The sequence below is a fragment of the Paenibacillus montaniterrae genome (assembly GCF_018403185.1).
GTDB lineage: Bacteria > Bacillota > Bacilli > Paenibacillales > Paenibacillaceae > Pristimantibacillus > Pristimantibacillus montaniterrae.
In genome coordinates, this window is the sequence record NZ_BOSE01000011.1 from 25,448 (window position 1) to 51,580 (window position 26,133).

General features: G+C 46.0%; 21 protein-coding genes. 18 read left to right on the forward strand and 3 right to left on the reverse strand.

Annotated features, from left to right (window positions below; genetic code table 11):
* Positions 1-73 precede the first annotated feature (73 nt).
* The 11 genes from KJS52_RS22420 to KJS52_RS22470 all read left to right on the forward strand — a co-directional run bounded on the left by KJS52_RS22420 (position 74) and on the right by KJS52_RS22470 (position 13,388).
* A complete protein-coding gene (locus tag KJS52_RS22420; RefSeq protein WP_213519532.1) occupies positions 74-835 on the forward strand; it encodes an MgtC/SapB family protein in 762 nt (253 codons plus the stop codon).
* A gap of 160 nt (positions 836-995) precedes the next feature.
* On the forward strand, positions 996-2,048 hold the full coding sequence (locus KJS52_RS22425) for an ABC transporter ATP-binding protein (protein ID WP_213519533.1): 1,053 nt from the start codon (positions 996-998) through the stop codon (positions 2,046-2,048).
* On the forward strand, positions 2,041-2,919 hold the full coding sequence (locus KJS52_RS22430; protein ID WP_213519534.1) for a carbohydrate ABC transporter permease: 879 nt from the start codon (positions 2,041-2,043) through the stop codon (positions 2,917-2,919). The genes KJS52_RS22425 and KJS52_RS22430 overlap by 8 nt, the downstream gene beginning before the upstream one ends.
* Before the next feature lie 22 nt (positions 2,920-2,941).
* The gene (locus KJS52_RS22435; protein WP_373871385.1) at positions 2,942-3,760 is read left to right on the forward strand and encodes a carbohydrate ABC transporter permease; all 819 of its coding nucleotides are present in this window, start codon (positions 2,942-2,944) and stop codon (positions 3,758-3,760) included.
* Between the two features lie 54 nt (positions 3,761-3,814).
* On the forward strand, positions 3,815-5,128 hold the full coding sequence (locus KJS52_RS22440; protein WP_213519536.1) for an ABC transporter substrate-binding protein: 1,314 nt from the start codon (positions 3,815-3,817) through the stop codon (positions 5,126-5,128).
* Positions 5,129-5,146: 18 nt separating this feature from the next.
* The gene (locus tag KJS52_RS22445; RefSeq protein ID WP_213519537.1) at positions 5,147-5,905 is read left to right on the forward strand and encodes a glycerophosphodiester phosphodiesterase family protein; all 759 of its coding nucleotides are present in this window, start codon (positions 5,147-5,149) and stop codon (positions 5,903-5,905) included.
* A 176-nt stretch (positions 5,906-6,081) separates the two neighbouring features.
* Complete coding sequence (locus KJS52_RS22450) at positions 6,082-8,169, forward strand: ABC transporter permease (RefSeq protein ID WP_213519538.1); 2,088 nt, start codon at positions 6,082-6,084, stop codon at positions 8,167-8,169.
* Positions 8,138-9,004 (forward strand): ABC transporter ATP-binding protein, encoded by an 867-nt coding sequence (locus tag KJS52_RS22455; protein ID WP_213519539.1) that lies wholly within the window; start codon positions 8,138-8,140, stop codon positions 9,002-9,004. The genes KJS52_RS22450 and KJS52_RS22455 overlap by 32 nt, the downstream gene beginning before the upstream one ends.
* On the forward strand, positions 8,989-9,660 hold the full coding sequence (locus KJS52_RS22460; RefSeq protein WP_213519540.1) for a hypothetical protein: 672 nt from the start codon (positions 8,989-8,991) through the stop codon (positions 9,658-9,660). The genes KJS52_RS22455 and KJS52_RS22460 overlap by 16 nt, the downstream gene beginning before the upstream one ends.
* A gap of 244 nt (positions 9,661-9,904) precedes the next feature.
* The gene (locus KJS52_RS22465; protein ID WP_213519541.1) at positions 9,905-12,517 is read left to right on the forward strand and encodes an ABC transporter permease; all 2,613 of its coding nucleotides are present in this window, start codon (positions 9,905-9,907) and stop codon (positions 12,515-12,517) included.
* 73 nt (positions 12,518-12,590) lie between these two features.
* Positions 12,591-13,388 carry an ABC transporter ATP-binding protein gene (locus KJS52_RS22470; protein WP_246563879.1) on the forward strand — a complete coding sequence of 266 codons (798 nt, stop codon included), beginning with the start codon at positions 12,591-12,593 and terminating at the stop codon, positions 13,386-13,388.
* 105 nt (positions 13,389-13,493) lie between these two features.
* On the opposite strand, the gene acnA is transcribed toward KJS52_RS22470, so the two are convergent.
* On the reverse strand, positions 13,494-16,205 hold the full coding sequence (acnA, locus tag KJS52_RS22475; protein ID WP_281425677.1) for an aconitate hydratase AcnA: 2,712 nt from the start codon (positions 16,203-16,205) through the stop codon (positions 13,494-13,496).
* Between the two features lie 355 nt (positions 16,206-16,560).
* Here acnA and KJS52_RS22480 point away from each other — a divergent pair, with 355 nt between their 5' ends.
* Both KJS52_RS22480 and KJS52_RS22485 read left to right on the forward strand, forming a co-directional pair.
* Positions 16,561-17,811 carry an amidase domain-containing protein gene (locus tag KJS52_RS22480; protein ID WP_213519543.1) on the forward strand — a complete coding sequence of 417 codons (1,251 nt, stop codon included), beginning with the start codon at positions 16,561-16,563 and terminating at the stop codon, positions 17,809-17,811.
* 85 nt (positions 17,812-17,896) lie between these two features.
* Positions 17,897-19,009: a D-alanine--D-alanine ligase gene (locus KJS52_RS22485; protein WP_213519544.1), complete on the forward strand. Its 1,113-nt coding sequence runs from the start codon at positions 17,897-17,899 to the stop codon at positions 19,007-19,009.
* Positions 19,010-19,329: 320 nt separating this feature from the next.
* Here KJS52_RS22485 and KJS52_RS22490 read toward each other — a convergent pair whose 3' ends face one another.
* Positions 19,330-19,707, reverse strand: a complete 378-nt coding sequence (locus KJS52_RS22490; RefSeq protein WP_213519545.1) for a helix-turn-helix domain-containing protein — start codon at positions 19,705-19,707, stop codon at positions 19,330-19,332.
* A gap of 161 nt (positions 19,708-19,868) precedes the next feature.
* Here KJS52_RS22490 and KJS52_RS22495 point away from each other — a divergent pair, with 161 nt between their 5' ends.
* From KJS52_RS22495 to KJS52_RS22515, 5 genes are all read left to right on the forward strand, one after another.
* A complete protein-coding gene (locus KJS52_RS22495; protein WP_213519546.1) occupies positions 19,869-20,858 on the forward strand; it encodes a chemotaxis protein CheB in 990 nt (329 codons plus the stop codon).
* A 195-nt stretch (positions 20,859-21,053) separates the two neighbouring features.
* Entirely contained in the window at positions 21,054-21,368 is a 315-nt protein-coding gene (locus KJS52_RS22500) for a hypothetical protein (protein ID WP_213519547.1), read from the forward strand.
* Positions 21,369-22,385: a UV DNA damage repair endonuclease UvsE gene (gene uvsE, locus KJS52_RS22505; RefSeq protein WP_213519548.1), complete on the forward strand. Its 1,017-nt coding sequence runs from the start codon at positions 21,369-21,371 to the stop codon at positions 22,383-22,385.
* 186 nt (positions 22,386-22,571) lie between these two features.
* The gene (locus KJS52_RS22510) at positions 22,572-23,420 is read left to right on the forward strand and encodes an inositol monophosphatase family protein (RefSeq protein WP_213519549.1); all 849 of its coding nucleotides are present in this window, start codon (positions 22,572-22,574) and stop codon (positions 23,418-23,420) included.
* Between the two features lie 44 nt (positions 23,421-23,464).
* Positions 23,465-24,745 (forward strand): methyl-accepting chemotaxis protein, encoded by a 1,281-nt coding sequence (locus KJS52_RS22515; RefSeq protein ID WP_213519550.1) that lies wholly within the window; start codon positions 23,465-23,467, stop codon positions 24,743-24,745.
* Between the two features lie 80 nt (positions 24,746-24,825).
* Here KJS52_RS22515 and KJS52_RS22520 read toward each other — a convergent pair whose 3' ends face one another.
* Positions 24,826-26,106, reverse strand: coding sequence for a class II aldolase/adducin family protein (locus KJS52_RS22520; RefSeq protein WP_213519551.1), 1,281 nt, complete (start codon positions 26,104-26,106; stop codon positions 24,826-24,828).
* Positions 26,107-26,133: the final 27 nt, after the last annotated feature.

Consider the following 26,133-nt stretch of genomic DNA (forward strand, 5'->3'; position numbering starts at 1 on the left):
ATTTTTGAGCAGATGCAAAATAGTTTGTAGAAGCACATAGTGACATGGGCACATTCCCTTAACGGCACAATAAATGAACAATCTTAGTGTATGGTCAATAAGCGATATTGATTTGGTTTTGCGGCTTATTCTGTCAGTATTTCTCGGAGGTCTGGTAGGAATCGAACGCGAAATAAGCAATCATTCTGCAGGCTTTCGCACGCATATTTTAGTTTGTCTCGGCTCGACAACCATTATGCTGCTATCTATTTATGGCTTCTCCGACTTTGTTAATGAGTATAACGTGCGTATGGACCCAGCGCGGCTGGCTGCGCAAGTCATTAGCGGCATTGGCTTTTTGGGCGCAGGCGCGATCATGCGGAATGGAAATATTATTAAAGGCTTGACTACAGCCGCATCACTTTGGGTTGTTGCCGCAATTGGCCTTTGCATTGGCGCAGGCTTTCACAAAGCAGCTGTGCTGTGCACCGCACTAGTTTTAATTACGCTGTTTATTTTGAATAAATGCGAGCAGCTGCTATCCCGTAAACGCCGCATCAAGCAGGTTGAACTGCTAGTAAAGGATGGAGCCAAGGAAATTACACCTCTTTTAATGATTTTTGAAGCGCATGGGGTTAAAGTAATGAATTTGAGCATCATTCCTTACGAGCATGAGAAGGGCGACGGAGCATGCAGCAGCCTTATGAAGCTTGTCGTAACCTGCAAAATTCCGAAGCATATTGCATGGCTGACGATTTTGGAATCGATCAAGCTGGAGGACGCTATTATTTCCGTCAAGGTGGCTGGCGAGGAGCAGAAGCTGACTGCCAGCAAGCAATCTGCTGTCAGCTTATAGTCGAGCACTAATTGAAAGCGCTTAAAAATCATCTTGCCTAGCATGGCTGTTATTGAAAAGTGGAGAGAACTGGGAGGAACAGCATGCGGCTGCTGGACAAAAGGAGATGATGGCACATAAATGAGACAAACAGACACAAAATGTAGAAGGAAGTGAAAAGATGGCATCCATTGAATTGAAGAACATTACAAAAACCTTCGAAAAGCATGATGTTATTAAAGATTTGAATCTTACGATAGAGGACGGCAAATTTACCGTATTAGTCGGACCATCCGGCTGCGGAAAAACGACGCTGCTGCGCATGATCGCAGGTCTTGACCCGCAAACATCAGGCCAGGTGCTTGTTGGCGGCAAGGATGTGTCGAAAACAGCGCCAGGGCAGCGCGGCATTGCGATGGTGTTTCAAAACTATGCGATTTACCCGACGATGTCAGTTCGTGAAAATATCGAGTTCGGGCTTAAAAACAATAAGGTGCCGAAGGCGGAGCGGATCGAGCTGGTGGAAAGCATTAGCGAAACAGTCGGCTTAAAGGATTATTTGGACCGCAAGCCATCAACCTTGTCTGGCGGTCAGCGTCAGCGGGTCGCGCTTGCGCGCGCGATGGTCAAGAAGCCTTCCGTCTTTCTGATGGATGAGCCGCTTTCCAACCTGGATGCCAAGCTTCGCGTGCAAATGCGGATCGAGCTGATTGAGCTGCATAAAAAGCTCGGTACAACGTTCGTCTATGTAACGCATGATCAGGTGGAAGCGATGTCGATGGCTGACAAAATCGTGCTGATGAACAAAGGGGTTATCCAGCAGGAGGCGCCGCCGGAGGTTATGTACCATACGCCGAGCAATCAGTTTACAGCACAATTTATCGGCGTGCCGCCAATGAATATTACCTATGTGCGCGAGAAGCAGCTGACCTTTGGCTTCCGCCCTGAAAGTGCAGCAATCGGCAGATCGCCGCAGCAGGGGCTGGTGCAAACCTCCGGGGAAATCATTACAAGAGAAATGCTCGGCTCGGAGACGATTTACCAAATTAAAACGCCGCTGGACACCTTTATGATCAAAAGCATTGATGACCAGTATCGCGTTAATGAAACCGTTTATGTGAGCCTGCCGGAAGAGAAAATTCATTTCTTTGACGATCAGGAGAAGCGGATTGCACAGGATTCATCACTTTATTTAGATAAAATTCAAGCATTGAGAGGGCAATACTATGGGTAAAAAGCGTGTATCCAGCGTCATTCGTCCATATCTGATGATTTTGCCTGCAATGATTGGCATTGGTGTATTTGTTATTTATCCGATTTTTTATTTGGCATATTTGAGCCTGCATAAATACAATTTGATGAATCCTGCTAAGAGCAAATTTATCGGGCTGGACAATTATGCCGACCTGTTTGCGAGAGATGAGTTTTACAAGGTGCTCGGCAATACGGCGTTGTATACGTTCGCGACAGTGCTAATAACGCTGGTGCTGTCAGTCGCGATTGCGGTATGGGTCAGCAAAAATACGAAGTTCAATCAATTCATTCAGGCAGGCATTTTTACGCCGCACATCGTGTCGATCGTGTCGATTGCGCTTGTATGGATGTGGATGATGGAGCCAAGCCTTGGCTTCCTGAACTATATATTGAAATCAGTAGGCTTGCCAACCTCGCAATGGCTGCAAAGCTCCAGCACGGCGATGGCTTCGATTATTTTTGTATCGGTGTGGCAGGGCATTGGCTACTACGTGCTCATTATTGTTGCTGCGCTGCAGGGCGTATCGCCAAGCATTTACGAAGCGGCTTCGCTTGACAATGCGAGCAAGTGGAAAATCTTTTACAAGATTACACTGCCAATGATTTCGCCGCAGCTGTTCTTCATTTTAATTATTATGACGATCGGCTCGTTCAAGGTGTTCGACACCGTTCGGATGATGACGCTGGGCGGACCGAACAACTCGACGAATACGCTTGTTTACTACATTTATCAAAATCGTACGACTAATATCGGCTATGCGTCTGCAACAGGGATGGTGCTGATGCTAGTAATCGGAATATTGACCTTTGTCTACTTCCGCATGCTGGCCAATAAAGTACATTATCAATAAGGAGGGAATTATGACTAAATCGATGCACATCGTGAAGCTGTCTATCGGGTATTTGCTGAAGCTGTTGCTGGTAACGGTGTTTATATTTCCTTTCTTGTGGATGATTTCAACCTCGTTGCAAACCTTTAAGGAAACACTGGCTTTTCCTCCGACGATGGTGCCGGCCGTTCCTCAGTTTATCAACTATGTGACGGCATGGCAGTCGGGTCCGTTTTTAACGTATTTCAGCAACTCGGCAATTATTACGATTTCTATTATCGTGATTCAAATGCTTGTGCTCATTCCAGCCGCTTACGGCTTTGCCAAGTATAAATTCAAGGGCAGCTCCTTCTTGTTCAGTCTGGTGCTGCTGGCGTTTATGATTCCTGGTCAGGTCACGTTCATTCCGGTGTACCTGATGATGTCCGATTGGGGCATTGGCCGTACGCTATTGCCGCAAATTATTCCGTTCATGACCAACGCATTCGGTATTTTCCTGCTGCGCCAATATTTGATGCAGGTGCCGGAGGAGCTAATTGAGGCGGCACGGCTGGATAATGCCAGCGAATTTAAAATTTTATGGAAAATTATGATCCCAATGTCGAAGCCGGCGCTTGCGACGATTGCGTTGTTCAGCTTTGTCTCGCATTGGAACGATTATTTCTGGCCGCTCGTAATGACGGATTCGGCGGCTGTGCGTCCATTGACCGTCGGGATTTCGATGCTGCGCGAGACGGAGGGCATCAGCAACTGGCATGTCATTATGGCCGGCAACGTCATTTTGGTTATTCCGATTCTAATCGTCTATTTGTTCTGTTCCAAGCAAATTGTTAAGGCATTCGTCTATTCAGGCATCAAGTAAACGCAGCACCGTCCTTAACGCAACTAACTAAACAGATAAATTGGAGGTCAACTCATGAAAAAATTATCTCTGTTCATCGTGCTTACTTTAATGATCAGCCTGCTGGCGGCATGCGGCGGCAACAACGGCAAGGGCAATACAACGGAGCCGGGCAGCAATGCGAATGGCGGCTCAAGCTCAAACTCGGGCGATAAAGTAACGATTGATTTCTGGCATTCGATGGGCGGCTCCAACGGAGAAGCAATTGCAGCAATGGTGAAGCGTTTTAATGATGCGCATCCGAACATCGAAGTCGTGGAAACGTTCCAGGGCAACTATGCCGAAACGGTAACGAAGCTGCAACAGGCTGCTGCATCGAATCAGGCGCCAGAGGTTGCGATGATCGAACGCGGCTTTGTAGAGCTGTTCTCAGACGCTGAGGTGCTGGCCGATCTTGTGCCGGTGCTGGAGGAAGTAGGCGTAACGAAGGATGATTTTGTTCAAGGGCTAATGGGTGACACAGAGCATGATGGCGCGCTTATTTCCTTGCCGTTCAACCGTTCAACGCCAATTATGCATGTCAACAAAACGATTTTAGAGGAGCTTGGCATGGACATTCCGACTAACTGGGATGAGCTGGCGGAGGTTGCCAAAGCGGCTGTTGTCAAAAATGGCTCCGAAACAACAAGATATGGACTAACGATGCCTTACGACACCTGGTATCCGATTGCAATGATCCAGCAGCTTGGCGGTACAGTATTTGATGAAAGTCAAACGACGACTCCATTTACGACGGACGGTAAAGGCAAGCAGGTTTTCCAATACTTGAAGGATTTGCAGGCTGAAGGCGCGTTGTTCTACCCGCCAGCAGCAGATTCCGGCTCAATCGTAAACTCGATGTTCACCGAAGGCAAGGTTGCAGTGCTGTTCCAATCAACTGGCACGATCGGCGGCTTGCTGAAGGGTGTAGATTTTGACTATGTAACAGCGTATCTGCCGCAAAATGTGCAATACTCAACCCCAACTGGTGGCGGAAACATTGTCATGTTTGACAATGCGAAAAATAAGGAAGCAGGCGCAACCTTTATGCAATGGCTGATGACAGAAGCGGCTGGCGCACAGCAGTTCATTATTGACACAGGCTATTTGCCGATTACGCATAAAATGGTTGAGTCCAACGAAATTAAAGAGCTATGGTCGAAGGAGCCAATCCGCGAAACAGCATACAAGCAGCTTGAGTACGCGGTAGATACAAATAAGGATTTGGCTTGGCCATCCATTCAGCCTGAGTTTTTCTCAGCAATTGAAGCGATTATGTACGACAACGAGGATATCGATGCTACGCTGGCGAAGCTGCAGCAATCAGCTGAACGACTGCTGGCAGAATAGGTGAGAGGAAGTTGCGGAATGATTGAGCAAATTACCGATACAACGCAAATTGTCGTGTCTGGACATCGCGGATACAAGGCCAGCTATCCTGAAAACACCTTACTCGCCTTCCATGAGGCAATAAAGCTGGGCGTGCCGATGCTGGAGCTTGATCTGCGCATGACCAAGGACGGCGAAATCGCCGTTATCCATGATGAAACAGTCGATCGCACAACGAACGGCACTGGCGAGGTAAGGGATTTCACATTGGCGGAGCTGCAGGCATTAGATGCGGGAAGCTGGGTTAGCCCGATATTTGCCGGGCTAAAGATACCTTCTTTCCTCGAGTTTTGCAAGCTGATGCTCGATTATCCTGAAGTGCTGCTCAATGTAGAGATCAAGCCGAGTCCCGAGGCGATCCAGACCGCGGACGCGGCGGTGCAGCTGCTCAAGCAGTACCGACTTTATGACAACTGCGTATTTACGTCCTTCGATGCCAACGTTGTCGCCTATTTGTATGATAACTACGGCGCGAAGACGCAAGGCTTTAAAGGAGAGAAGATGTTCAACTTCGTTGAAGGCGAGCATGGAACCTACTCTAAAATGTGGGCGCTGGCCATGGATATGAAGCTTCTCAATGTAGAAGATGTACAACGCTTTAAAGCAATGGGGCTGCAGGTTTGGTGCTATGCCCCGGATGATGAAGCGGCAGTGGATTATGCATTGTCATGTGGCGTGTATGTGATGACCTGCAACAATCCGCTTCCTGGTCTGGCACGAAAATCGCAAGCTCTCTAATCCCTCTTGGTTAATCGTTTTAGTGTTGTACAAATGAGCGCTCGTTCAAGGAGTAAATTCTCCAAGAACGGGCGTTTTTTTGTATGATGAAAAATTGCACACTTATGAGCTGAACATTCATAATTCGACATAATTGTATTATTATGTACTAAACGATTTTATAGCAGGAGGACAAGATGGGAATTTGGCTTGCTATTTTTTACAACGAGCTTAGATATTATAGACGGAATTGGCTATTGCTTGGAGGTATAGCCTGCACACCTCTTTATCTACTATGGGGATTTCTTCAGTTCATGAATGATGGAATAGAGGTAGCGAGTTACATAATGGCGACAGGTTACCTAATACTAGCTTGCTTGCTGATCGGATATATATTTGGAATTATGTCAATTGATGATGAACGAAAATCAAAAATGGACCAATATTTATTGGCACTTCCTGGTGATCGGTTTCGAATTACTGCCAAGCTGTGCGCATGGTTCTTTTTTTGTTTAGTTTATTTATTATTTTGTAATCTAATTATATTCCTATTTATTTCCTTCGCTAAATCAGATTTTGTTTATAATTATGGAGAAATATTTTTGTACATTGTTTGTTACTGGGGAACTGCGTTATTTGGTGCTTATGTGATCGGAATGACCGTTTCACTCATTAGCTCAACAAGATGGATTCAAATAGTGGTGGGGATTATCGTTTGGTTTCTATCAACTACTTTCATATCTGGTTGGGTAAAAGGGTATGAAATTCCTGAGTTCGTGAAGACGGGATTAAATTGGTTTGTCAGAACAGAACGTGAAATGAATGTAATGCTTAACGAATTTACAGGAATTTTGATAAGTTCATTCATTATATCTAAGCATGTTTCATTTATTCTTTTTACTTTGTGTTTATTGTTTCTTGTAGTAGCCGTAAAAAATCCGCGCTACTATTCAACTGGCTCTAGAATAAAATATTTGAGTGCAGGATTCATCATTTTACTATGTTTTTTCCTTGTCTTGCCTCATTCTTTTTCAGTATTGGACAAGACATTGGCTAGTTCGTATGTTAATTTACGCATTAACGAGGATCGTCCTTTTTATGAACAATCAATAGTCACTGAGAAGCAATTTAACCAGGAACTTATAGCGAATCGTTATGACATAAGATTAAAGCATAAAGGCGAAACAATAGACTACGAAGCCACTATCGATCTGGAGACAACGTCTGAAAAAGAGCCTGATGCTTATGTTTTTACCTTGTATCATGGATTTGAGGTGTTGAAAGCCACTATTAATGATGAGGTTGTAAATTGGAGCCAAAATGGTGATGAGCTTATTGTACAGAAGCCATCCTCTAAAACATCTCCTATTCAATTGAGAATTCAGGTCTCTGGACAAGGTGGGGCAAAAAGTTTGGTAACCGACAATTCATTTTATTTAGCTGAAGACTTTCCTTGGTATCCTATTCCTGGAAAGCAAACAATTGCTTTTGTCTCCCCATATTTCTTTGAGCCTCAATATATTAGCACTATGCTGCCTCAGGCAGCAGAATTTAATGTAGAAGTTTTATCATCTCCTAGACAGGCAGTATTTAGCAATCTTTCTGAGATTAAAAATCATAAATTTGAAGGAAAGGCTCATGGACTTATGCTTGCATCAAGTAATCTCTTGAAAAGTTATATTGATGAAAATGAGATTGTTGCACCGCCTGATTTGCCAGATCAACTAGATGTTTCTATTCGTAAAATGAGAGAAACTGTTGATCAATTGGCAAATTGGTTGGATGTGGAGCCAGCACATATTCCACAAAAAATAATGCTTGCACCTTCCTATTCCACTTGGAAGCAGGACATTATTCAGCTTATGCCTGAAACAATTATATTCAACAGTGAGACGGTATTTAGGCAGCAATCTCGATTGTATAATGTAGAAGTAATCTTCTATTCTTATTACTGGAAAAACAAACTAACGGGTCAGCAGTATCAAGAAAAGATGAGAGATAGTATACTCTTGAGCGAACTTATCGGAGAACAATATGGGGGCTACAGTAGCCTATTAAAGGATTTTTCAGATCAATACACGGAGTTTAATGAACAAGATTCACTTTATGTTAATGCTAATAGAATCATTGAATGGATGGGGACGGCTACACAAGATGAAATACAAAGACTAATAAAGGTGGTTTATCATAATTTGCTGGAAAATGAAATTCATGATGACGTCTGGGAAAAGTCAATGAAAGAGGTGAGTGGTAATGGAACAGCTCATACTGCAACAAATAAATAAAAGTTATGGAAAAAAACAAATAATAGATGACTTGTCCCTTCAGCTAGCACCTGGAATTTTTGGATTGCTTGGACCTAACGGTGCAGGAAAAACAACTTTAATGCGAATGATAGCTGCAATCATACGACCAGATAACGGGGAAATCACATATGGCAAGCTGAAATGGTCTGAGCACCCGGAGAAGGCCAGGCAGATTATAGGATATCTGCCTCAGGACTTTGATGTATTGCCGCAATTTAATGTCATGGAGTGTCTTGATTATGTAGCTCAATTAAAAGGAATTTTAGTAAAAAAGGAGCGCTTGGAAGCAATTGATCAAATACTAGAGCGAGTAAACTTGCAAAAGCATGCTAAGCTCAAGGTGAAAAAGCTTTCAGGTGGAATGCGAAGACGACTCGGTATCGCGCAAGCATTGCTCGGTGAGCCCAAAATATTGATTGTAGATGAACCAACTACTGGATTGGACCCGGAAGAGCGTATTCGATTTCGGAATTTATTAAGAGAAATTGCATGGAACAGGATTGTTATTTTATCCACTCATATAGTAGAAGACATTTCATCGACCTGCAGTGCGGCAGCAATCCTTTATCAAGGAAAACTTAAAGTGTTTAAGCAGTTGGAAAATCTTGCTTCGCTTGCAAATGGGCAAGTATGGAATTTGATTGTGAATCATTCGGAATTTCAACGCTTATCAATAACTGGTGAGATTGTTTCGTCTAAAATTTTTAGTGATCGGATCGAATTGCGTATATGGAGCGAGCAGAAACCAAGTGAGGAGGCCGTTTTAACTGAGCCGACAATAGAAGAGGGGTATATGACTTGGATCAAAAACTAAAATCAAAGCTCTCCTTTTTTATGGAATTTAAATTAGTTGGCGGAATTTTTTGGGTAACTATTTTATTTATGATCCTTAATTTTTGTCTTGTTTTAATACGGTTTGATAGTACTTCAGAGATTAATTTGATTAGAAACCAATGGGGAACGTTGACATTACCTTGGATATGTTTATGGATTATTCCTATGTTTCAAGACCTCGCTGATGCCCGAGGGAAGGAAGCGCTCTTATCTTTACCATATAATCATTTTACATTTGGAGCTATGAGAGTTATTAGAACGACAATCATATATTTCATCATTTTTTATATTGGATGGTGTAGTGTATCTCTATTTTTAAATTTGTTTGATCAGTGGGAATGGTTTGATTTTGTACTACCTCTTGTTAGTATTTTTTTTCTGGCAACTCTTTCCTTCATAAGTATTGTTTTAACTCGAAATCTCATGTACAGCTATATTATCATTGGAGTCTTTTGTTCTATGCAATATATGACGCGAGGATCAGCATTGGGACCGCTTTACCCATTCCACTGGTCGTTTCCGAATTCTGCAAGAACGTATGAGGACAATCTTTTTATTTTGCTTTGTGTAAGTATTATTTTTATTACTATAAGTAATATATTTTTTAAGAATCGAGCATTTATGTTGAAAAAATAAGGCTTGAGTTCAAAAACAGTTTTGAGAAACAAGCAGAAGTGTCTCACTAACTACGAGCAGCAGTGGAATTTTAAAACGAAGAGAGCGATTTTCCCGGACAGGGAGAATCGCTCTCTTCTTATTATGATGAAAAATTGCACACCTACGAGCTGAACGTTAAAGATTCGACATCATTATATATAATATTTGGAAGGGAATGGATCATAAGTCATTCTCAAACATAAGCTTTTGTGGGAGGCTAATGATGAAACGCTCTTTATTTGGAATTGCAATGAAGATGTTATTTGCTAAGAAACAGCGTTTAATTCTAACTTGTATCGGTATTGCTGTTACCTTCGGTCTTATTATCGTTATAAGTTCGTTGTACAGTTCCATGGAGCGTTCCGTGCAAGACACAATCAATAAGGAAATAGGAACGATTGATATCGTTGCAGGATATAGTCCATTCAAAGGGCAGCAAGAGAACAAATTATTGACAAAGGAACAGATCTCCAAATTGAGGAGTTTGGAGGGGGTTATTGAATCAGGAGAAGCGATCCAGCTTTTTGATATTGCATTAAATGGGATTGGACGGATGGATGGTATTAATTACCATGCAGTTGAACCTAATGAATTGGCCCGCAACTACTATCAATTTACGAGAGAATTACAGCCTGAAGAGATTGTAATTACTGAGGAGCTGGCGAAACGCTGGGGAGTGGAAGCAGGGGATACGAAGGAGTTCTCGATAAGTGATGATATCGTACTGAAAAAAACAGTAGGTGAAATTATTCCTAATTATACATCGGGCCCTGCAGTAATTGTGCATATTGATGCCATTCGCCAACAATATGCGTTAGGTGAGGTTGCCAATGCTGTATATCTCATTCTGGCAGATGGTAAATCTGCTAACGCTGTGGCGGCAACGATTCGAGCAGAAATTGATGCGGATATGGATATCGCGTTGCGATCGGAGAGTACGACGTTTGTAAAGGAAATGACCATATTTAGATTTATAGCAATTGGCTTAGGAGGCGTATTATTACTAGTCTGCATCCTGTTTTTGACAAGCAGCTACAAATTTATGCTGCTTGGACGTGTGCGAGAATTATCAACATTCCGCATGATAGGGGCTACTAAGCAGATCATTTATAAAATGGTCATGATGGAAGCAGCAGTGCTAAATTTGCTTGGCATTGTGCTTGGCGTTGGTACAGGCATTCTTTTGTGTACGATCTCAACCTGGTTTATTGATTCAATGATGGGGATAGCTGTAAATAATGTGGAAATAGACTGGAAAGTCATCGCTATAATCGCCGTGCTCGGCTGGGTAGTATTGACGTTGTCTGTAATTAGAATTGCCGTCACGACTGCTACCACTACTGCTCCTTTAGTTGCTGTTCGGTATAGCGAGCAGCAGGGATTAAATCGAGCGAGTGGATGGATCGCTGCGAGTCTATTTATAATTGGCTGTGTAATATTTTGCTTGGGATCGTTAGACCTAATTAGCAGCAGTGAACGCTTGCTCATTACACTGTTGGGCGGATTGTTAGCAGCAGTAGGGTGTATTCTTGGCACAGGATATATGATCCCTGTTATTTCTCGCAGCAGCGGCTGGTTTATTCGGAAGGTGGCTATTGCTGAAGCTTATTACGCAGTGAAGCAATTCGTAGCACTACGCAAACAAAATTCGTTCATTATTATGCTATTGGCAAGTATCGTGACAGCCTTTATTGCGATCCCGGTATTCATCGATAATCTAAACCGTGCAAATGCGGAGCAGGTTTTGCGCGAGCACATTACTCCGATTGTAATTACAAAGAGGCCTGTTCCAATGTCTTCTAACGTAGTAGAGCAAGTACGTCAAGTGAACGGGGTTAAACAAGCGCTGCCAGTGAGTTCACCTCATGCTGTGCTTCTAGGAGATATGGATTATGGACGAGCTGATCCGAAATGGTTGCAGCGCAATAGTAATCCTCCTGAGCATTTTAATAAAGGCACTCCGTTATATAATACACATCAATATCAATGGATAGGCGTGGCGCAGACAGATTTAAAGTTGATGCAGCAGATGGGGTTGATAAAGGGGGAACATAAAGAGCTGTCGTCGGGGATCGTCATACAACCGGAGTATGCTAAGCATATGGGCTTAAGCATAGGCGATTCCGTATATTTGCAAAGAACAAGTCTGGGTGAAAAATTAGAACAATCCGAGTTGCCCGTAAGTAGTGTGGCAAAGTTAGGATTTACTATAGATGAAACGCTGGGGTTAGTCGATTATCGAAATTCTAAGGCGTCATGGCTTGAGAGTGAAGCAAGTACCGGATCTAACGAGCTTGCACCTGCAACCATTTATGTACAAGTTAGCGGAGAGGCGGATATTGTTAGTGTAAGAATTGCATTACAGGAGCTGCTAAAAGATGATCCGCTAATTAAGGTTACGGATATTGATTCTGAGCTACTGCGCATCGCAGATCAATCAAGGGAACAATATACGATTTTGTGGGCGGTTATGGCAATTTTTGTAATCGTGTCTATTGCCGGTATCATTAACACATTTGGCTCGACCTTTCATGCACATCGCAGAGAGTACGCCATCCTGCGCGCGATTCGTCTAACAGCAGCGAGGTTGAAATCGTTAATGATCGTACAAGGTCTATTGTATGCCATTGCTGCTATCGTTATAGGAATGTTGGCCGGTGCCTGGATTATTATAGGAATATTTAGCGGCACCGATGAAATCAATGGATGGACGATAAACTGGTTTACTATAGCGTTGCCTATTGTCGTAGTGGTCGTTATATCACTTCTTGTATCAATCTTGTATGCTAAACAGATCGCATCGAACTCCATAACTGAAGAATTAACTGTCAAGTAGCCGAGGTGGTATATATGGATGATTTGCACTCAGTGATATCACTTGCATCGAAAGTGCGTTAGGGGGAGTTATCGTGGAAGATTCAAATTCAATATTAGCAGTAAGAAATCTTACCAAAATATATGGAAAAGAACAGAATCAAGTTGTTGCGTTAGACCATGTGGATTTAGACTTGGCCGCTGGAGAGATTGTTATGATAATGGGGCCAAGCGGATCAGGCAAAACCACGCTGTTACAGCTTCTTGGCGGGCTAGAACCGCCTTCGGAAGGCAGGATCAAGGTGACGGGTGGCGAATGGCAAAATTTCTATCTCGAACCAGAGGTCTCTCATTACCGACGGGATATGATTGGGTTCGTATTTCAGTTTTTCAATCTTATTAGCTCACTAACGGCAGAGGAGAACGTGGCACTGCCACTCATTCTGGCAGGTCAACCCAAGAAGAAGGTTGCCGCCCTGACAGAAGAAATGCTGCATTTAGTAGGATTGTCAGAGCGAAGCAAGCATCGTCCAGCTGAGTTGTCAGGAGGACAGCAACAGCGGGTTGCTATAGCACGTGCACTAATTCATAAACCAGCCATTCTGCTGGCTGATGAACCGACAGGCAATTTGGACTCAAGTAATTCAGCAGACATTCTTGAATTGCTTCTCAGCATGCGTGACCAGCTTGGACAATCCATGCTTATCGTAACTCATGATCCGTATGTGGCTACATATGGTGATCGTGTTGTTCTCTTTCGTGACGGTCGAATTGTAGACGAATACAGTGCGGAACATATTGTTGGAAATGACCGAAATGAGCGATCTATATACATTTTAGAGAGGCTGCAAGCAATTAGTAATAAACCGCGTAGTCATCAAGTATTAGCCTAGTACCGTCTAGCTTGAAGAATAAAAGAGCCTATGACTTCAAAAGAGTTTAAACGAAGAGAGCGATTTTCCTGTCCGGGAAAATCGCTCTCTTCTTATTACATCAGGTTACATATTAGCGATCATTTGACGTAGTACTGTTTGCAGAATACCGCCATTATGGTAGTAGTCTACATCGACTAGCGAGTCAAGACGAACGATCGCGCTGAATTCGAAGCTTGTTCCATCCTCACGAGTAGCGGTCACTTTAACCTCTTGACCAGGCTGAACCTCGTTGGACAGACCAACAATATCGAACGTTTCGCGTCCAGTAATGCCTAGTGATTTCCAGCTGTCGCCAGCTTTGAATTGCAGCGGAAGCACGCCCATGCCTACAAGGTTGGAGCGGTGAATACGCTCAAAGCTTTCAGCGATAACTGCTTTTACGCCAAGCAGGTACGTACCTTTTGCCGCCCAGTCGCGGGAAGAACCAGTACCGTACTCTTTGCCTGCGATAACGACAAGGTTTTTGCCTTCTGCCTGATACTTCATGGAAGCATCATAGATCGACATAACCTCATTGTCCGGCAAGTAAGTCGTTACGCCGCCTTCTGTTCCAGGTGCAACTGCGTTGCGGATACGAATGTTGGCAAATGTACCGCGCATCATGACTTCATGGTTACCGCGGCGAGAGCCGTAAGAGTTGAAGTCTTTGCGTTCTACGCCGTTTTCGATCAAGTATTTGCCTGCAGGGCTTGTAACGGTAATATTACCAGCAGGAGAGATGTGGTCTGTTGTTACAGAGTCTCCCATTAGTGCAAGCACGTTCGCGCCTTTAATGTCCGCAATATCGTTAAGATCGTTGCCAAGGTTCGAGAAGAACGGAGGGTTTTGAATATAAGTTGAGTTCTCATCCCACTCATAGCTTTCGCCTTCTGGCACGTCAATTGCGTTCCAGCGCTCATTTTGCGTAAATACATGCTCATATTTGCTGTGGAACATTTCAGGGTTAAGCGAAGCTGCAACCGCTTCTTTAATTTCTGCATTCGTTGGCCAGATGTCTTTCAAGTATACAGGCTGGCCTTGCTTGTCATGACCAATCGGATCGTTGGCAAGGTCGATGTTGACCGTACCTGCAAGCGCATAGGCAACAACAAGCGGTGGAGAAGCAAGATAGTTCGCTTTAACCTGAGCGTGAACACGACCCTCGAAGTTGCGGTTACCAGAAAGCACGGCAGCAACTGTCAAATCGTTGTCAGCAATCGCTTGGCTTACTTCCTCTGGAAGCGGACCGGAGTTACCAATACATGTCGCACAGCCATAGCCTGCAACGTGGAAGCCAAGTGCCTCAAGCGGCTCGATCAGGTTTGCTTTTTTCAAGTACTCCGTAACAACTAGCGAGCCTGGAGTAAGCGAGCTTTTGACGTAAGCCGGTTTTACCAGGCCACGCTCAACCGCTTTTTTCGCTACTAGACCAGCGCCAAGCATAACGCTAGGGTTGGACGTATTCGTACAGCTTGTAATCGCAGCAATAACGACTGCGCCTGTTTTCAATTCTGTTTCCGCACCGTTAGGATGCTTGACTGGCACGCTTTGCTCGATTTTCTCTTCCGTTAGGCCGTAGCCGCCTTTGTCGATCGGCTTGCGAATAATGTCATTGAATTCCTTCTTCATATTCGTAAGCTCTACGCGGTCTTGCGGACGCTTAGGACCTGCAAGCGACGGTACGATTGTCGAAAGATCAAGCTCGATAATATCTGAAAATACAGGATCTGGCGTTTCGTCTGTGCGGAACATATCCTGTGCTTTGTAATAAGCTTCTACTAGTGCGATTTGCTCCTCGGAACGGCCCGTTTGACGAAGGAAAGACAAAGTTTCGCTGTCTACCGGGAAGAAACCGATTGTTGCACCATATTCAGGCGCCATGTTCGCTACCGTTGCACGGTCAGGCAAGGAAATATTGGATAGACCAGGACCGAAGAACTCGACGAATTTGCCGACAACGCCTTTTTTACGAAGCATTTCTGTAACCGTAAGCGCAAGGTCAGTTGCAGTAGCACCTTCCGCAAGGCTGCCAGTAAGCTTGAAGCCGATAACCTCAGGCATAACGAAGTATAGAGGTTGTCCAAGCATTCCTGCTTCCGCCTCGATACCACCAACGCCCCAGCCGACAACGCCCAGACCGTTGATCATCGTTGTATGGGAGTCAGTACCAACAAGCGAGTCAGGGTAAACAACTGTTTCGCCGTCGATTGTTTTCGTAGCGGCAACAGATGCCAAATACTCTAGGTTAACCTGGTGAACGATACCAGTCCCTGGAGGTACAGCACGGAAATTATCGAAGGCTGTTTGCGCCCAGCGAAGGAAGCGATAGCGTTCTTCGTTGCGTTCAAACTCTACCTTTGTATTGTATTCAAGCGCTTCAGGTGTACCGAACGCATCAACCATAACAGAGTGGTCGATTACAAGATCAACTGGTACAAGCGGGTTGATTTTTTTCGGATCTCCGCCAGCTTTTTTTACAGTGTCGCGCATTGCTGCAAGGTCAACGACAACCGGAACGCCGGTAAAGTCCTGCAGTACGATACGTGCTGGAATGAACGGAATTTCCTTGTCTTCGCGGCCGTTAGCCCAGTTAGCCAATTGCTTGACATGCTCAGGCGTAATCGCGCGACCGTCGAATTGACGAACGGCTGCTTCAAGCAGCACCTTAATGGAGAATGGTAGCTTGGAAATGTCTTTAAAGCCTTGTTGTTCGAGTCCGCCAAGGTGGTAGTACGCATACTCTTTGCCACCAGACACAAGCGTGGAACGAACGGAATATTCGTTTTGTGTAGCCATCATAAGTCTCCTTCTTCTAAAAAATTTACAGTTTCATCTAGTGGAACTGTATTTCAAAAAAACTTTATATCTATAGTATAGCGGTAAAGATGCATGGTCGTAAAGTGATTTTGTAAGCTTTCTCATAGCGAGTTCAAAAAAAACAGCTATTAGAACCATATTCTCTCATAAATGGCTGCTGGAAGTGCAAGCAGAGCAAATTTACATGAATAGGCTAGCATGTGCATATAATGAAGCAGTTATTCATATACGGTATTATGATGCTTATCCTATATCCAGGCAATACATCCGATTTACGGCTATGTGCGGTTAAGATTGGCAAGCGGTCACAAGGAAAAGTTTAAGGAGGGATAGAATGAGCAGATCCACGGTAAATGTGAAGCGAAGAAGGAAAAGAACAAAAGGCAAGCAAGCCGTCATTCATGGTGTGCAACGCTCAGTAATGCTGGCAAGCAAGCAGCAGAGTGGCCTGCAATCAGGCGGCAGCACGAAGAAAAGTGCCAAGCAGCGCAAAGAGCCCGAGGAGAAAGCCGTAATCAAGGCGTCACTTACACCGCTCGCCACCATGGCGCACAAGGATAAAAAAAGTCATTGGAAGCCTGTATTCGAGCAGTACATTACACGATACAATCAAGCGGAAATCGATCAGCACAGCCAGCGTTTGAACGAATATACGCTTGATCAACTGCATAATGAGCGGGTTGACGAACGGCTGCAGCGGCTGCGCGAGCGCGATCTGTACCGCGGAGCGCATGTTGCGGGCAGTGAATTGAAAGCGGAAATTGTAAGCATTAATGATTTGGAGCAGGAAGTCGTTTTAAATGTGAAATATCATTTAACGAGAAAAATTTCTCAGGATGGCAAGCAGTATACGGAAGAGCGGCTCGATCAAGAGCGGCTATGGCTGATCAAGGACCACGAGGAGTGGAAAATTTCCCGTGTTGAGCCTATTGTGCCAGAACGAAAGCCGCGTCATGGAGGAGTTGTGCAGGATTGGACTGCAGCAGATCAAGAGGCAGTGGAGGAAGAGCCGGCTATCGCCCGTCCTTATCTAAATCCCGAGCTCATGTCTCAATTCCGCTACATAAGAGCAACCAACCGTTATCGCCGCGAGCAGGCCGTCGCCTATGCCGATGCGTGGTGGAATAAGCCAAATCCGAATTACGAGGAATTTGAAGCGAATTGCACCAATTACGTTTCACAATGTCTCTTTGCAGGCGAAGCGCCTATGCTCTATACTAATAGAAGAGATAATGGATGGTGGTACAAGGGCAGAGGGCCAAAGGGCAAGGAATGGTGGAGCTATAGCTGGGCAGTGTCTCGCTCACTGGCAGCTTTTCTTTCCAAAACGCGCAGCTCGGGGCTTCGTGCAGTTGAAGTTAATGCTGCCGATCAGCTTGAGCTGGGAGATATTATTGTCTACGATTGGAACGGCAACAACAGCTTTCAGCATACGACCATCGTTACTGCGTTCGACAGCAAGGGTCAACCGCTCGTCAACGCCAATACGAATGCGAGCAGGCATCGCTTCTGGGATTACCAGGATTCCTATGCATGGACACCGAATACGCGTTATCGCTTCTTTCATATTAGCGACTTTATGTAAACCGACCTCGTATCTATCATTCATTTATCGCAACCAAAAGCATTACGCATCAATGTGAAAAATGAAAGCGGCGGAGGACAAGTAAATGGGAAGTAAAATTAAGGTGGGCCTTGTATACGGCGGCAAATCCGGCGAGCATGAAGTATCGCTGTCAACTGCATTCGCTGTATCCAAGGAATTTGATTATAGCAAATACGAAATTAAGCCATTCTATGTAACAAAGCAAGGGCAGTGGCTTTCAGGCCCGACGATGGTAGAGCCGCCCAAGGCAGCTGAGCAACTGCGTCTTGAGGCCGATCTGGCCCTTGCGAACGGCTCGACACACGCCGCGCTTTTTTCGGTGTTTGCCGCGTTGGACGGCATTGAGCACGACGAAAGAATCGACGTGATGTTTCCGCTGCTGCACGGTACATTTGGCGAGGACGGTACAATTCAGGGCTTGTTTGAAATGGCAAATATTCCGTATGTCGGTGCTGGCGTGCTTGCCTCGTCCGTTGGCATGGATAAAGTATTTATGAAAAAGGCATTTGCCGACGCAGGCTTGCCGCAATGCGTATTCCGCTACTTTACCAAAGCACAATGGAGCAAGCAGCAGGAATATTATTTGATGGAATGCGAAATAGCGCTTGGCTACCCATGCTTCGTCAAGCCGGCCAATCTTGGCTCAAGCGTCGGTGTTTCCAAAGCTAGCAACCGTCAGGAGCTGATCAAGGCGATTGATTACGCTTTTCGCTTTGATCGCAAGGTCATTATCGAGGAATTTATTGATGGTCGTGAAATTGAAGTGGCTGTGCTCGGCAATGATGAGCCGAAAGCATCAGTTGCTGGAGAAATTATATCTTCTAACGATTTTTATGATTATAAAGCGAAGTATATCGACGGAAAATCTCAAATGGCTATTCCTGCCGAGCTAAGCGAGCAGCAAATGAATGAGGTCAGAGAAATGGCCACAACGGCCTTTCTGGCGATTGACGGCTCCGGCTTGTCTCGCGTTGACTTCTTCCTGGAGCGAACTTCGGGGAAATGGTTCATTAACGAAGCCAACACCATGCCTGGCTTTACGCCGTTTAGCATGTATCCGCTGCTATGGCGCGAAACAGGCTTGAGCTATAAGGAATTACTGGATGAGCTTATCAATTTGGGCTTTGCCCGTCATGCTGACAAGCAGAAGATCAATTTTACCGGTGACTTGCAGTAGCTCACGTTGACTAAGTATCCAATGCAATCATATCGTCATCAAAGTACAGCATATGCATCTTACTTCAAATAAAGCCCAGCAAATGAGCCTCCTCTTCAAGTAAAAGCTCAAATGCTGGGCTTTCAGGACCAAGAAGCTTGGACGATACTAGAAAGCGAGGAGCGCAGCGTAGAGCAAAAGCTACGTGAGCACCTCCAATGTTTCTGCAGGAAACATACATCGGAAGCATAAGCTTTCGGTAGCGTTCAAGATTCGCCGTCGACTGAGCTACAGCGCAATTACTTCGTCATCAAAGTCGGATTTTTGAACTACCTTTACTGTTATCCAATCCGATAATCCTCATGCTGTTGAATGCTGTGAATCAGCCTTAGCAGCTCCTCCTCAGTCATCGTAAGCGCAAGCTCAGTCAGCTGCTGGTACAGCTCAGGATGAGCAGCATATTCCGGCTTGATATAGGCGCTGTAGCTTTGATTGCTCACAGCGGGCTGAGAGGCCGCTCCCATCAGGAGCCAGTCAATGGATACATCGTAGGTTTTGGCGATCTGGATTAAAGCTTGCGCACCAGGAACAGAAGGGCGTTTCTCGGACTCCCAATCCCCAACATTGCCCGGAGAAACTTGAATGCTTTTTGCAAATTGCGCCATCGTTAAGCCATGCTGCTTGCGCAGCCATCTAATTCTTGCTTTAATGTCCTGCATGCGTTCACCTCAAATCCCCTTAATTGTCATGCACCAAACAGCTTTTACATATTGTGTATAATCGTATTTACGATTATAATGAGGGTGATCCTTATACATATTGTAACAATAATGTATTGTTCTTTACACCCTTGAATATGCAAACGTGGAAGAGGTGCAAGATGAGTATGCCGATTCGAATGCTGCTTATCGATTATTCAATCGTTTTTCGTGAGATGCTGATGAAGCGATTAGTTCAGGAGCCACAGCTGCAGCTGCTGCCCTCCGCTTGTGATCCATTTGATGCGCTGCACAAAGTTAACAAGTACAGGCCCGACGTAATCATTTGTGCGCATGAGCTGCCTTTTTTAAGCGGCATTGACTTGATCCGAAAGCATTTGAGCCTGACCAATGTTCCTATCATTGCCATGTCGGTTAATGAAGAGCTGAAGGGAGCGGCGCTGCAAGCGGGAGCTATCGATTTTATCGCCAAGCCAAAGTCTGCAACCTATGCAGAGGTACAAAGGTTTACCGCTAAGCTGCTGACGATGGCTATGCAGATTGGCAAGTCGGAGCGCCTGAGGCGGGATCGACATCCATTCCGCAAGGCTGCATCACGAAGAAGCAAGGTTATTGCAATTGGCGCCTCCACTCATGGAACTGCGGAAATTGTTCAGCTGCTAAGCAATTTGCCAAGCAACTGTCCGCCTGTTCTGCTTTCGCACCAAGCGCCATACGGCAACTCCAGACTGCTCGTAGAGCAGCTTAAGGCCAACTGTACAATGGGAGTCAAGGAAGCAGCCGACGGCGATAATTTGCGGCCAGGCACGGTGATGGTTGCTTCGACTGATGAGCCGGTATGTCTGACCAGTGATGATCGCAGCTACTATGTGAAATATTGCCGATCGGACGAGCAGGAAGCGCATAAGCTGGATTGCTTTTTTGAGTCGGTTGCGGTTACGATGGGCTGCTATGCAATTGGCATTCTGATGACTGGCACTGATGAAGATGGCGTACGCGGCTTGCACCATATGCGCCGGGCTGGTGCGCGAGCATTTGCCAGAGTTGAGAATTCAGTACGGCGCATGAGCAAGCTTGCCAATGAGCTGTCTGCCGTCGAGGAATTCCATTCCTCCGACCGACTGGCGAAACAGCTGCTGCAGGTGCTGTAACGAACAGCTTCATTTCAAGTGCGTGTTTATATTTTTTCAAGCCATGTGGACGTTTCTGGCAAACGTCGTCGCATGGCTTTTCGTGCTTCATATGGAAACATCCAGGCAGATTAAGGTATACTATACAAGATCTATACTTGGCATTTATGCTCAAGTCGGTGTTACTAAACTAGTGAGGATCGAGAGGGATGAACGATGGGATTTCAAACGGAATTCAACTCTGTATGCAAATTCAAATCCGAGCAAGAGCTGTATGAATTGTTAGAGTACGGAAAGGGCAAGATGGTAAAGAAAGGATTTCGCGTTTACCCGACAGGACAAAAGGTAATCGCCTATACGCCTGCGAATGAAGCGATTGCGATTGTTCGCATCTCCGCTTCGATTGCCGAAATTAATTTTCAAGGTGAAGAAATTACTCAGGTTGAAATGGAGCTTGTGCGCAAGCTGACGGAGGAGGAAGCACGTGTTCAAACCGCACTTGCTTATGAAATGTTTTTTGGAGAGCAATAGATGACTATCATTCGTTTTGGCTTTGTCGCCATGAGTCTTGAGCTGGAGCAAGCGTCGCCTTCCAGAACGATGACCTATGCCAGCTTTTCCAAGCTGGCTGATCGGGAAGCTGCTGTCGCGCGGCTGGAGCAAATAGCAGCAACGAATTTGCATAATACGCTGCGTCTGCTGAAGCATTGCGATGCCCATCACATCAAGCTGTATCGCTTTTCGTCCAAGCTAATTCCACTAGCTACACATGCTGCGCTGGAGGGTTGGAATCCTTATTTGCGGCTGGCTGATCATTTTCAGTCGATTGGGCAGTATGTCAAGGAAAAGCAGCTGCGCGTTTCGCTTCATCCCGATCATTTCTGCGTGTTCAGCACGCCGAGAGAAGAAGTGCTGCGCAATTCGATCAAGGATCTGGAGTACCATGTGACGATGCTGGAAGCGATGGGGCTTGATGAACGGAGCAAATGCAATATTCATATGGGCGGGGCCTATGGCGACAAGCCAGCTGCGGCAGAGCGCTTTATCCGTCAATTCGGTGCGTTGCCTGCACGGCTGAAGCAGCGCGTCACACTGGAAAATGACGATAAAACGTTCAATGTTGCGGAAACGCTGGCGGCAGCAGAAGCGGCAGGCGTGCCGATGGTGCTTGATATTCATCATTATGCGGTTAACGATGGCGGTATTACGGAGCGGCAACTGCTTGACGAATATTGGCCGCGCATCGTCGCGACATGGACAAGAGAGCGCGAGCGGCTGAAGCTGAAGGAAGCTCAGCTGCCGATAAAAATCCACGCATCAAGCCCGAAAAGCGCGAGTGATCCACGCGGCCATGCCGACTATGTCGAGCTGGAGCCGCTGCTGCGATTTCTTGAGCAGGCGAAGGGGCATGCACAGGCAATCGACTGCATGCTGGAGGCCAAGGCAAAGGATTTTGCTGTATTTCAGCTAATGAAGGAGCTGAAAGCAGCGGCAGCAGGCAATATGCCTCATATTAAGATTTTGAATGATGCGGCAATTGAGCTGTAGACTGTGCGAAACAGCACAATTTGCCCTGCAACAAAATGTAAACGTTTTAAAATGCTGGGTAAGCTTAATAAAATTTGCTTGCAGCCTTGAAACAATGTTTGATGCCTGGAAAGATTTATACTAATATGAAAAGAGACATGCAGCATGCAGACAAGCTGTACTATTTGGAAGAAAGGGTGATAGAGCGTGAAGGAGGAAAATCCATCCTCAATTGTGGGCAGCAAAAGCTTCACTGCTGTTGCGATCAATTGCGCTGCAAAAGCAGGCGAGTGGGTGAAGACGAAGCTGGGAACTGTTGAGCAGCCACATTTAAAAGTTTCTGTCGCCGACCTTGTAACGGAAATAGATAGAGGCTCAGAGCGATTAATTCGCAAATTAATTAGCACGCATTTTCCCAATCATGCATTTCTCGGCGAGGAAGGGGTAGAGCCTGGCGCAGCGGCTTCTTCTCAGGCAATAGCAGCTGCCAAGGATGCCGAATATTTGTGGATCGTTGATCCGATTGACGGGACGACGAATTTTGTCCATGGTTTTCCGTTTTTCTGCGTATCTATTGCGCTGGCGCATAAGGGCGAGGTTATCGTTGGCGTAATTTACGATCCAATCTCGGATGAGCTGTTTGTAGCCGAAAAGGGCAAGGGCGCCTATGTTCACGGCAAGCGCCTTGCAGTATCGAAGGAGCAGACGCTGGAGCAAAGCTTGCTAGCTTCCGGCTTTCCGGCAGATCCAAGCTATGCGCTGCCGCTTAATTTGCAAAGCATGGTGCATCTCGCTCCCAAGGTGCGCAATATTCGAGCAGCAGGCTCGGCAGCGCTGCATTTGGCGCATTTGGCGGCGGGCCGCTTGACCGGCTTCTGGGAATATAATCTTAATAGCTGGGATTTGGCGGCTGGCTCTTTAATTTTACAAGAGGCTGGCGGCACGATTACAGATATCGAAGGCTCGCCTTATCAGCTAGAGGTTCGCAATGTCGTTGCTACCAATGGTCATATACATCAAGAATTGCTTCAGGAGCTCCGCAAGTCAAACCAATAGAGATTGGCATAACAAGATTGTAGTTGAGGGGAAGGGGCAAGGATATGGGTATTCGCAAAAGCATCGTGAGAAAAATGGTGCTCGGGATTACGGTAGCATCATTGATTACGTATGCGACAAGTGCGTTCTTTTTGTTGGTGCTAGGGAAGATGGATCTATTCTCTAGCATCCCTACATGGCTTTTTGTAGTCGGGACATTGGTGCTAGGGGTGTTCTGGACGGGACTATTCGGTTTTATCGCGACCAAATGGATGCTTAAGCCATTGCTAAAGGTGACCTCAACGGTATCCGAGGCAGCTACAGGCAATTTGAAGGTGGAATCAGTAGAAGTACATACACGAGATGAAATGTATCAGCTGGCAGAGGCAGTCAATGGCATGCTGTCACGCTTTCGCACGATCGTTAACAGCATTAAATCCAATTCATCCTTAACGGACAAGCATGTGCAGGAGTTGCAAGGCGCGGTTAATCAGACGGCCATTCAGCTTGAAGGCCTTGCAATGCAATCCGAACAAATTACATCGGGAACCTCGATGCAGGCAAGCTCTACCAGCATGCTGCACAGCACTGCCGACGAGCTGTACCAATCAGCGCTGCATATGCAGGAGGAAGCAAGCGAGGCGAAGCAGCGTACAGAGCATATGAATATGGCTGCAACCCAAAGCGAGGAAGTATTCCGCTCACTTGTTGACGGGATGCGCCAGCTTGAACAGTTGAATAGAGACTCGCTTGAAACCATCCAGCAGCTAAGCCAGATTGCTGAGGAAATCGGCAATATATCAAGCGTGGTGGGAGGAATCGCCGACCAGACGCATTTGCTGGCATTAAATGCGGCCATTGAGGCTGCGCGCGCGGGTGAGGAAGGCAGAGGCTTTGTCGTCGTTGCCCAGGAAGTGAAGTCGCTAGCCGACAGCAGCGGCCAGGCGGTTGACGAAATTCGCCATCTGATCGAGCAGGTGCAGCAAGGCGTATTGGCTGCGGTTCAGTCGATTACGGCACAATATGAGCTTTCCAGCCAGGAAGCGGAAAACGGCGAGCGCTTTGCTAAAGCGTTCCATCAGGTCAAGGAAGAAGCAACAACTGTAGCAGTAACCGTAGAAAAAATGGCTGCTCTGCTTGCTGCTCAAGCAAAGCAAGCTGAAGAATCTCGCGAGCAGACGAGCAAGGTAGCCCAGGTTGCTGAAAGCATACGAGAAGGCGCACAAAGCGTATATGATACTTCGCAGCAGCAGGCAGCGATTATGGAAGAAATCGCTGCGTCTACCGACGAGCTGCGGGCGAAGTCTAGTGAGTTGCTAGAGAAGGCATCATACTTCAGAGTATAAACTTTAATTGCAGGAGCAAGCTTGAAATGCACGTGAAGGTGCGCGTTCAAGCTTGCTCCTTTTTGTTATGGTTGGCAGCACTACTTTAGCTTAAAGGCGATATCGATTTCCTCTATTCTAGCTGGCTCCATATGGATGATACTGCCGAGCGCCTTTGTTGAAATGACAGCCATGGCACTGTATTCTGCAACCACGAGCCGGTCAAAGGCATTGAGAATGCTGGAGCCGGTCACGATTGCACAGCAGTTTTGGCCGATTACGATCGGTGTTTGCGGTGTGAGCAGCTTGGCGACCTCAGCTTCCTTCGTATACAGATCATCATGCGCTACCTTTGGAATATCGCGCAGTAAGATATAGCTTTCGGGAATAATCCGCGAGTCAAACACTTCGCTCGTAATCGCAAAGGCCATTATGTTCGGCGGGTGCGCCAGTATGATGGAGCGAATATGCGGCTGGGCCTCATAAATCGCCTGCTGCAGCTTGATCGAGCGGCTTGGCTTTTTGCCAGCTTCTCGTTTTCCATCCTTGATCCGCACTAAATCGGCGGGCTGCAAATATTTGCGATCCATATTATATGGTGTTGTAATAATCGAACCGTCCGACAATCGCTGCGAGAAGGTGCCCTGCGTGCTCGTAAACAGCTGCTGCTCGTAGGATCGGTGAATCAGCTTGCACATTTCACGACGCACCTCGCGCTCCTCGCTGCTGATCATATGAGGCGTAAAGGTTTCCAGCTCCGGCTCAACCGCGACAATGTCCACTTCAGAAATGAGCTCTGTCGGTGTTCCGATGCGGCGCGCATTAATTTCCAGCCTTGCGCAGTACTCCAGCGTTTCAAAGCGCTGAAACGCCTGAAACAGCGTTTCGCCTGCCACAACGACGCCGTGGTTTTCCAGCATTACGGTATTGATGCCGCTGGCGAATACATCAGCGATGTTGTTGCCGAGCTCCATGCTGCCAGGCAAGCCATACTTAGCCATGCCGACTGTGCCGCAAACACGATAGTCATGCGGCAGCAGCGCCACATTTGGAATTTGCCGCACGATGCTGAAGGCGACGAGTGCTGGCGGATGGGCATGTACAACAGCTTTCAGATCCGGCCGTGTTTCATAAATGAGCTTGTGAAAAGGATACTCGCTCGATGGCCGATGCTTGCCAATAATGCTGCCATCAGCCTTTACGCATACAATATCCTGTCTTGTAAGCTCGCCCTTGTCGACGCTGGCGGGTGTAATCCACATATCGCCATTTTCATCCACGATAGACAGATTGCCGCCAGAGGTAGTGGTCATGCCGTAGCTGTAAATGCGCTCCATCATCATCACGATTTGATCGGAAGGATGTAAATATTGAATATTCATGCCGAGCAGCTCCTTATTGAATAATCC

Bases quoted from the DNA above. Each gene is read 5' to 3' on its own strand.
- KJS52_RS22420 (WP_213519532.1), top strand. From the start codon at position 74: ATGAACAATCTTAGTGTATGGTCAATAAGCGATATTGATTTGGTTTTG.
- KJS52_RS22425 (WP_213519533.1), top strand. From the start codon at position 996: ATGGCATCCATTGAATTGAAGAACATTACAAAAACCTTCGAAAAGCAT.
- KJS52_RS22430 (WP_213519534.1), top strand. From the start codon at position 2,041: ATGGGTAAAAAGCGTGTATCCAGCGTCATTCGTCCATATCTGATGATT.
- KJS52_RS22435 (WP_373871385.1), top strand. From the start codon at position 2,942: ATGCACATCGTGAAGCTGTCTATCGGGTATTTGCTGAAGCTGTTGCTG.
- KJS52_RS22440 (WP_213519536.1), top strand. From the start codon at position 3,815: ATGAAAAAATTATCTCTGTTCATCGTGCTTACTTTAATGATCAGCCTG.
- KJS52_RS22445 (WP_213519537.1), top strand. From the start codon at position 5,147: ATGATTGAGCAAATTACCGATACAACGCAAATTGTCGTGTCTGGACAT.
- KJS52_RS22450 (WP_213519538.1), top strand. From the start codon at position 6,082: ATGGGAATTTGGCTTGCTATTTTTTACAACGAGCTTAGATATTATAGA.
- KJS52_RS22455 (WP_213519539.1), top strand. From the start codon at position 8,138: ATGGAACAGCTCATACTGCAACAAATAAATAAAAGTTATGGAAAAAAA.
- KJS52_RS22465 (WP_213519541.1), top strand. From the start codon at position 9,905: ATGAAACGCTCTTTATTTGGAATTGCAATGAAGATGTTATTTGCTAAG.
- acnA (WP_281425677.1), bottom strand. From the start codon at position 16,205: ATGGCTACACAAAACGAATATTCCGTTCGTTCCACGCTTGTGTCTGGT.
- KJS52_RS22480 (WP_213519543.1), top strand. From the start codon at position 16,561: ATGAGCAGATCCACGGTAAATGTGAAGCGAAGAAGGAAAAGAACAAAA.
- KJS52_RS22485 (WP_213519544.1), top strand. From the start codon at position 17,897: ATGGGAAGTAAAATTAAGGTGGGCCTTGTATACGGCGGCAAATCCGGC.
- KJS52_RS22490 (WP_213519545.1), bottom strand. From the start codon at position 19,707: ATGCAGGACATTAAAGCAAGAATTAGATGGCTGCGCAAGCAGCATGGC.
- KJS52_RS22495 (WP_213519546.1), top strand. From the start codon at position 19,869: ATGAGTATGCCGATTCGAATGCTGCTTATCGATTATTCAATCGTTTTT.
- KJS52_RS22500 (WP_213519547.1), top strand. From the start codon at position 21,054: ATGGGATTTCAAACGGAATTCAACTCTGTATGCAAATTCAAATCCGAG.
- uvsE (WP_213519548.1), top strand. From the start codon at position 21,369: ATGACTATCATTCGTTTTGGCTTTGTCGCCATGAGTCTTGAGCTGGAG.
- KJS52_RS22515 (WP_213519550.1), top strand. From the start codon at position 23,465: ATGGGTATTCGCAAAAGCATCGTGAGAAAAATGGTGCTCGGGATTACG.
- KJS52_RS22520 (WP_213519551.1), bottom strand. From the start codon at position 26,106: ATGAATATTCAATATTTACATCCTTCCGATCAAATCGTGATGATGATG.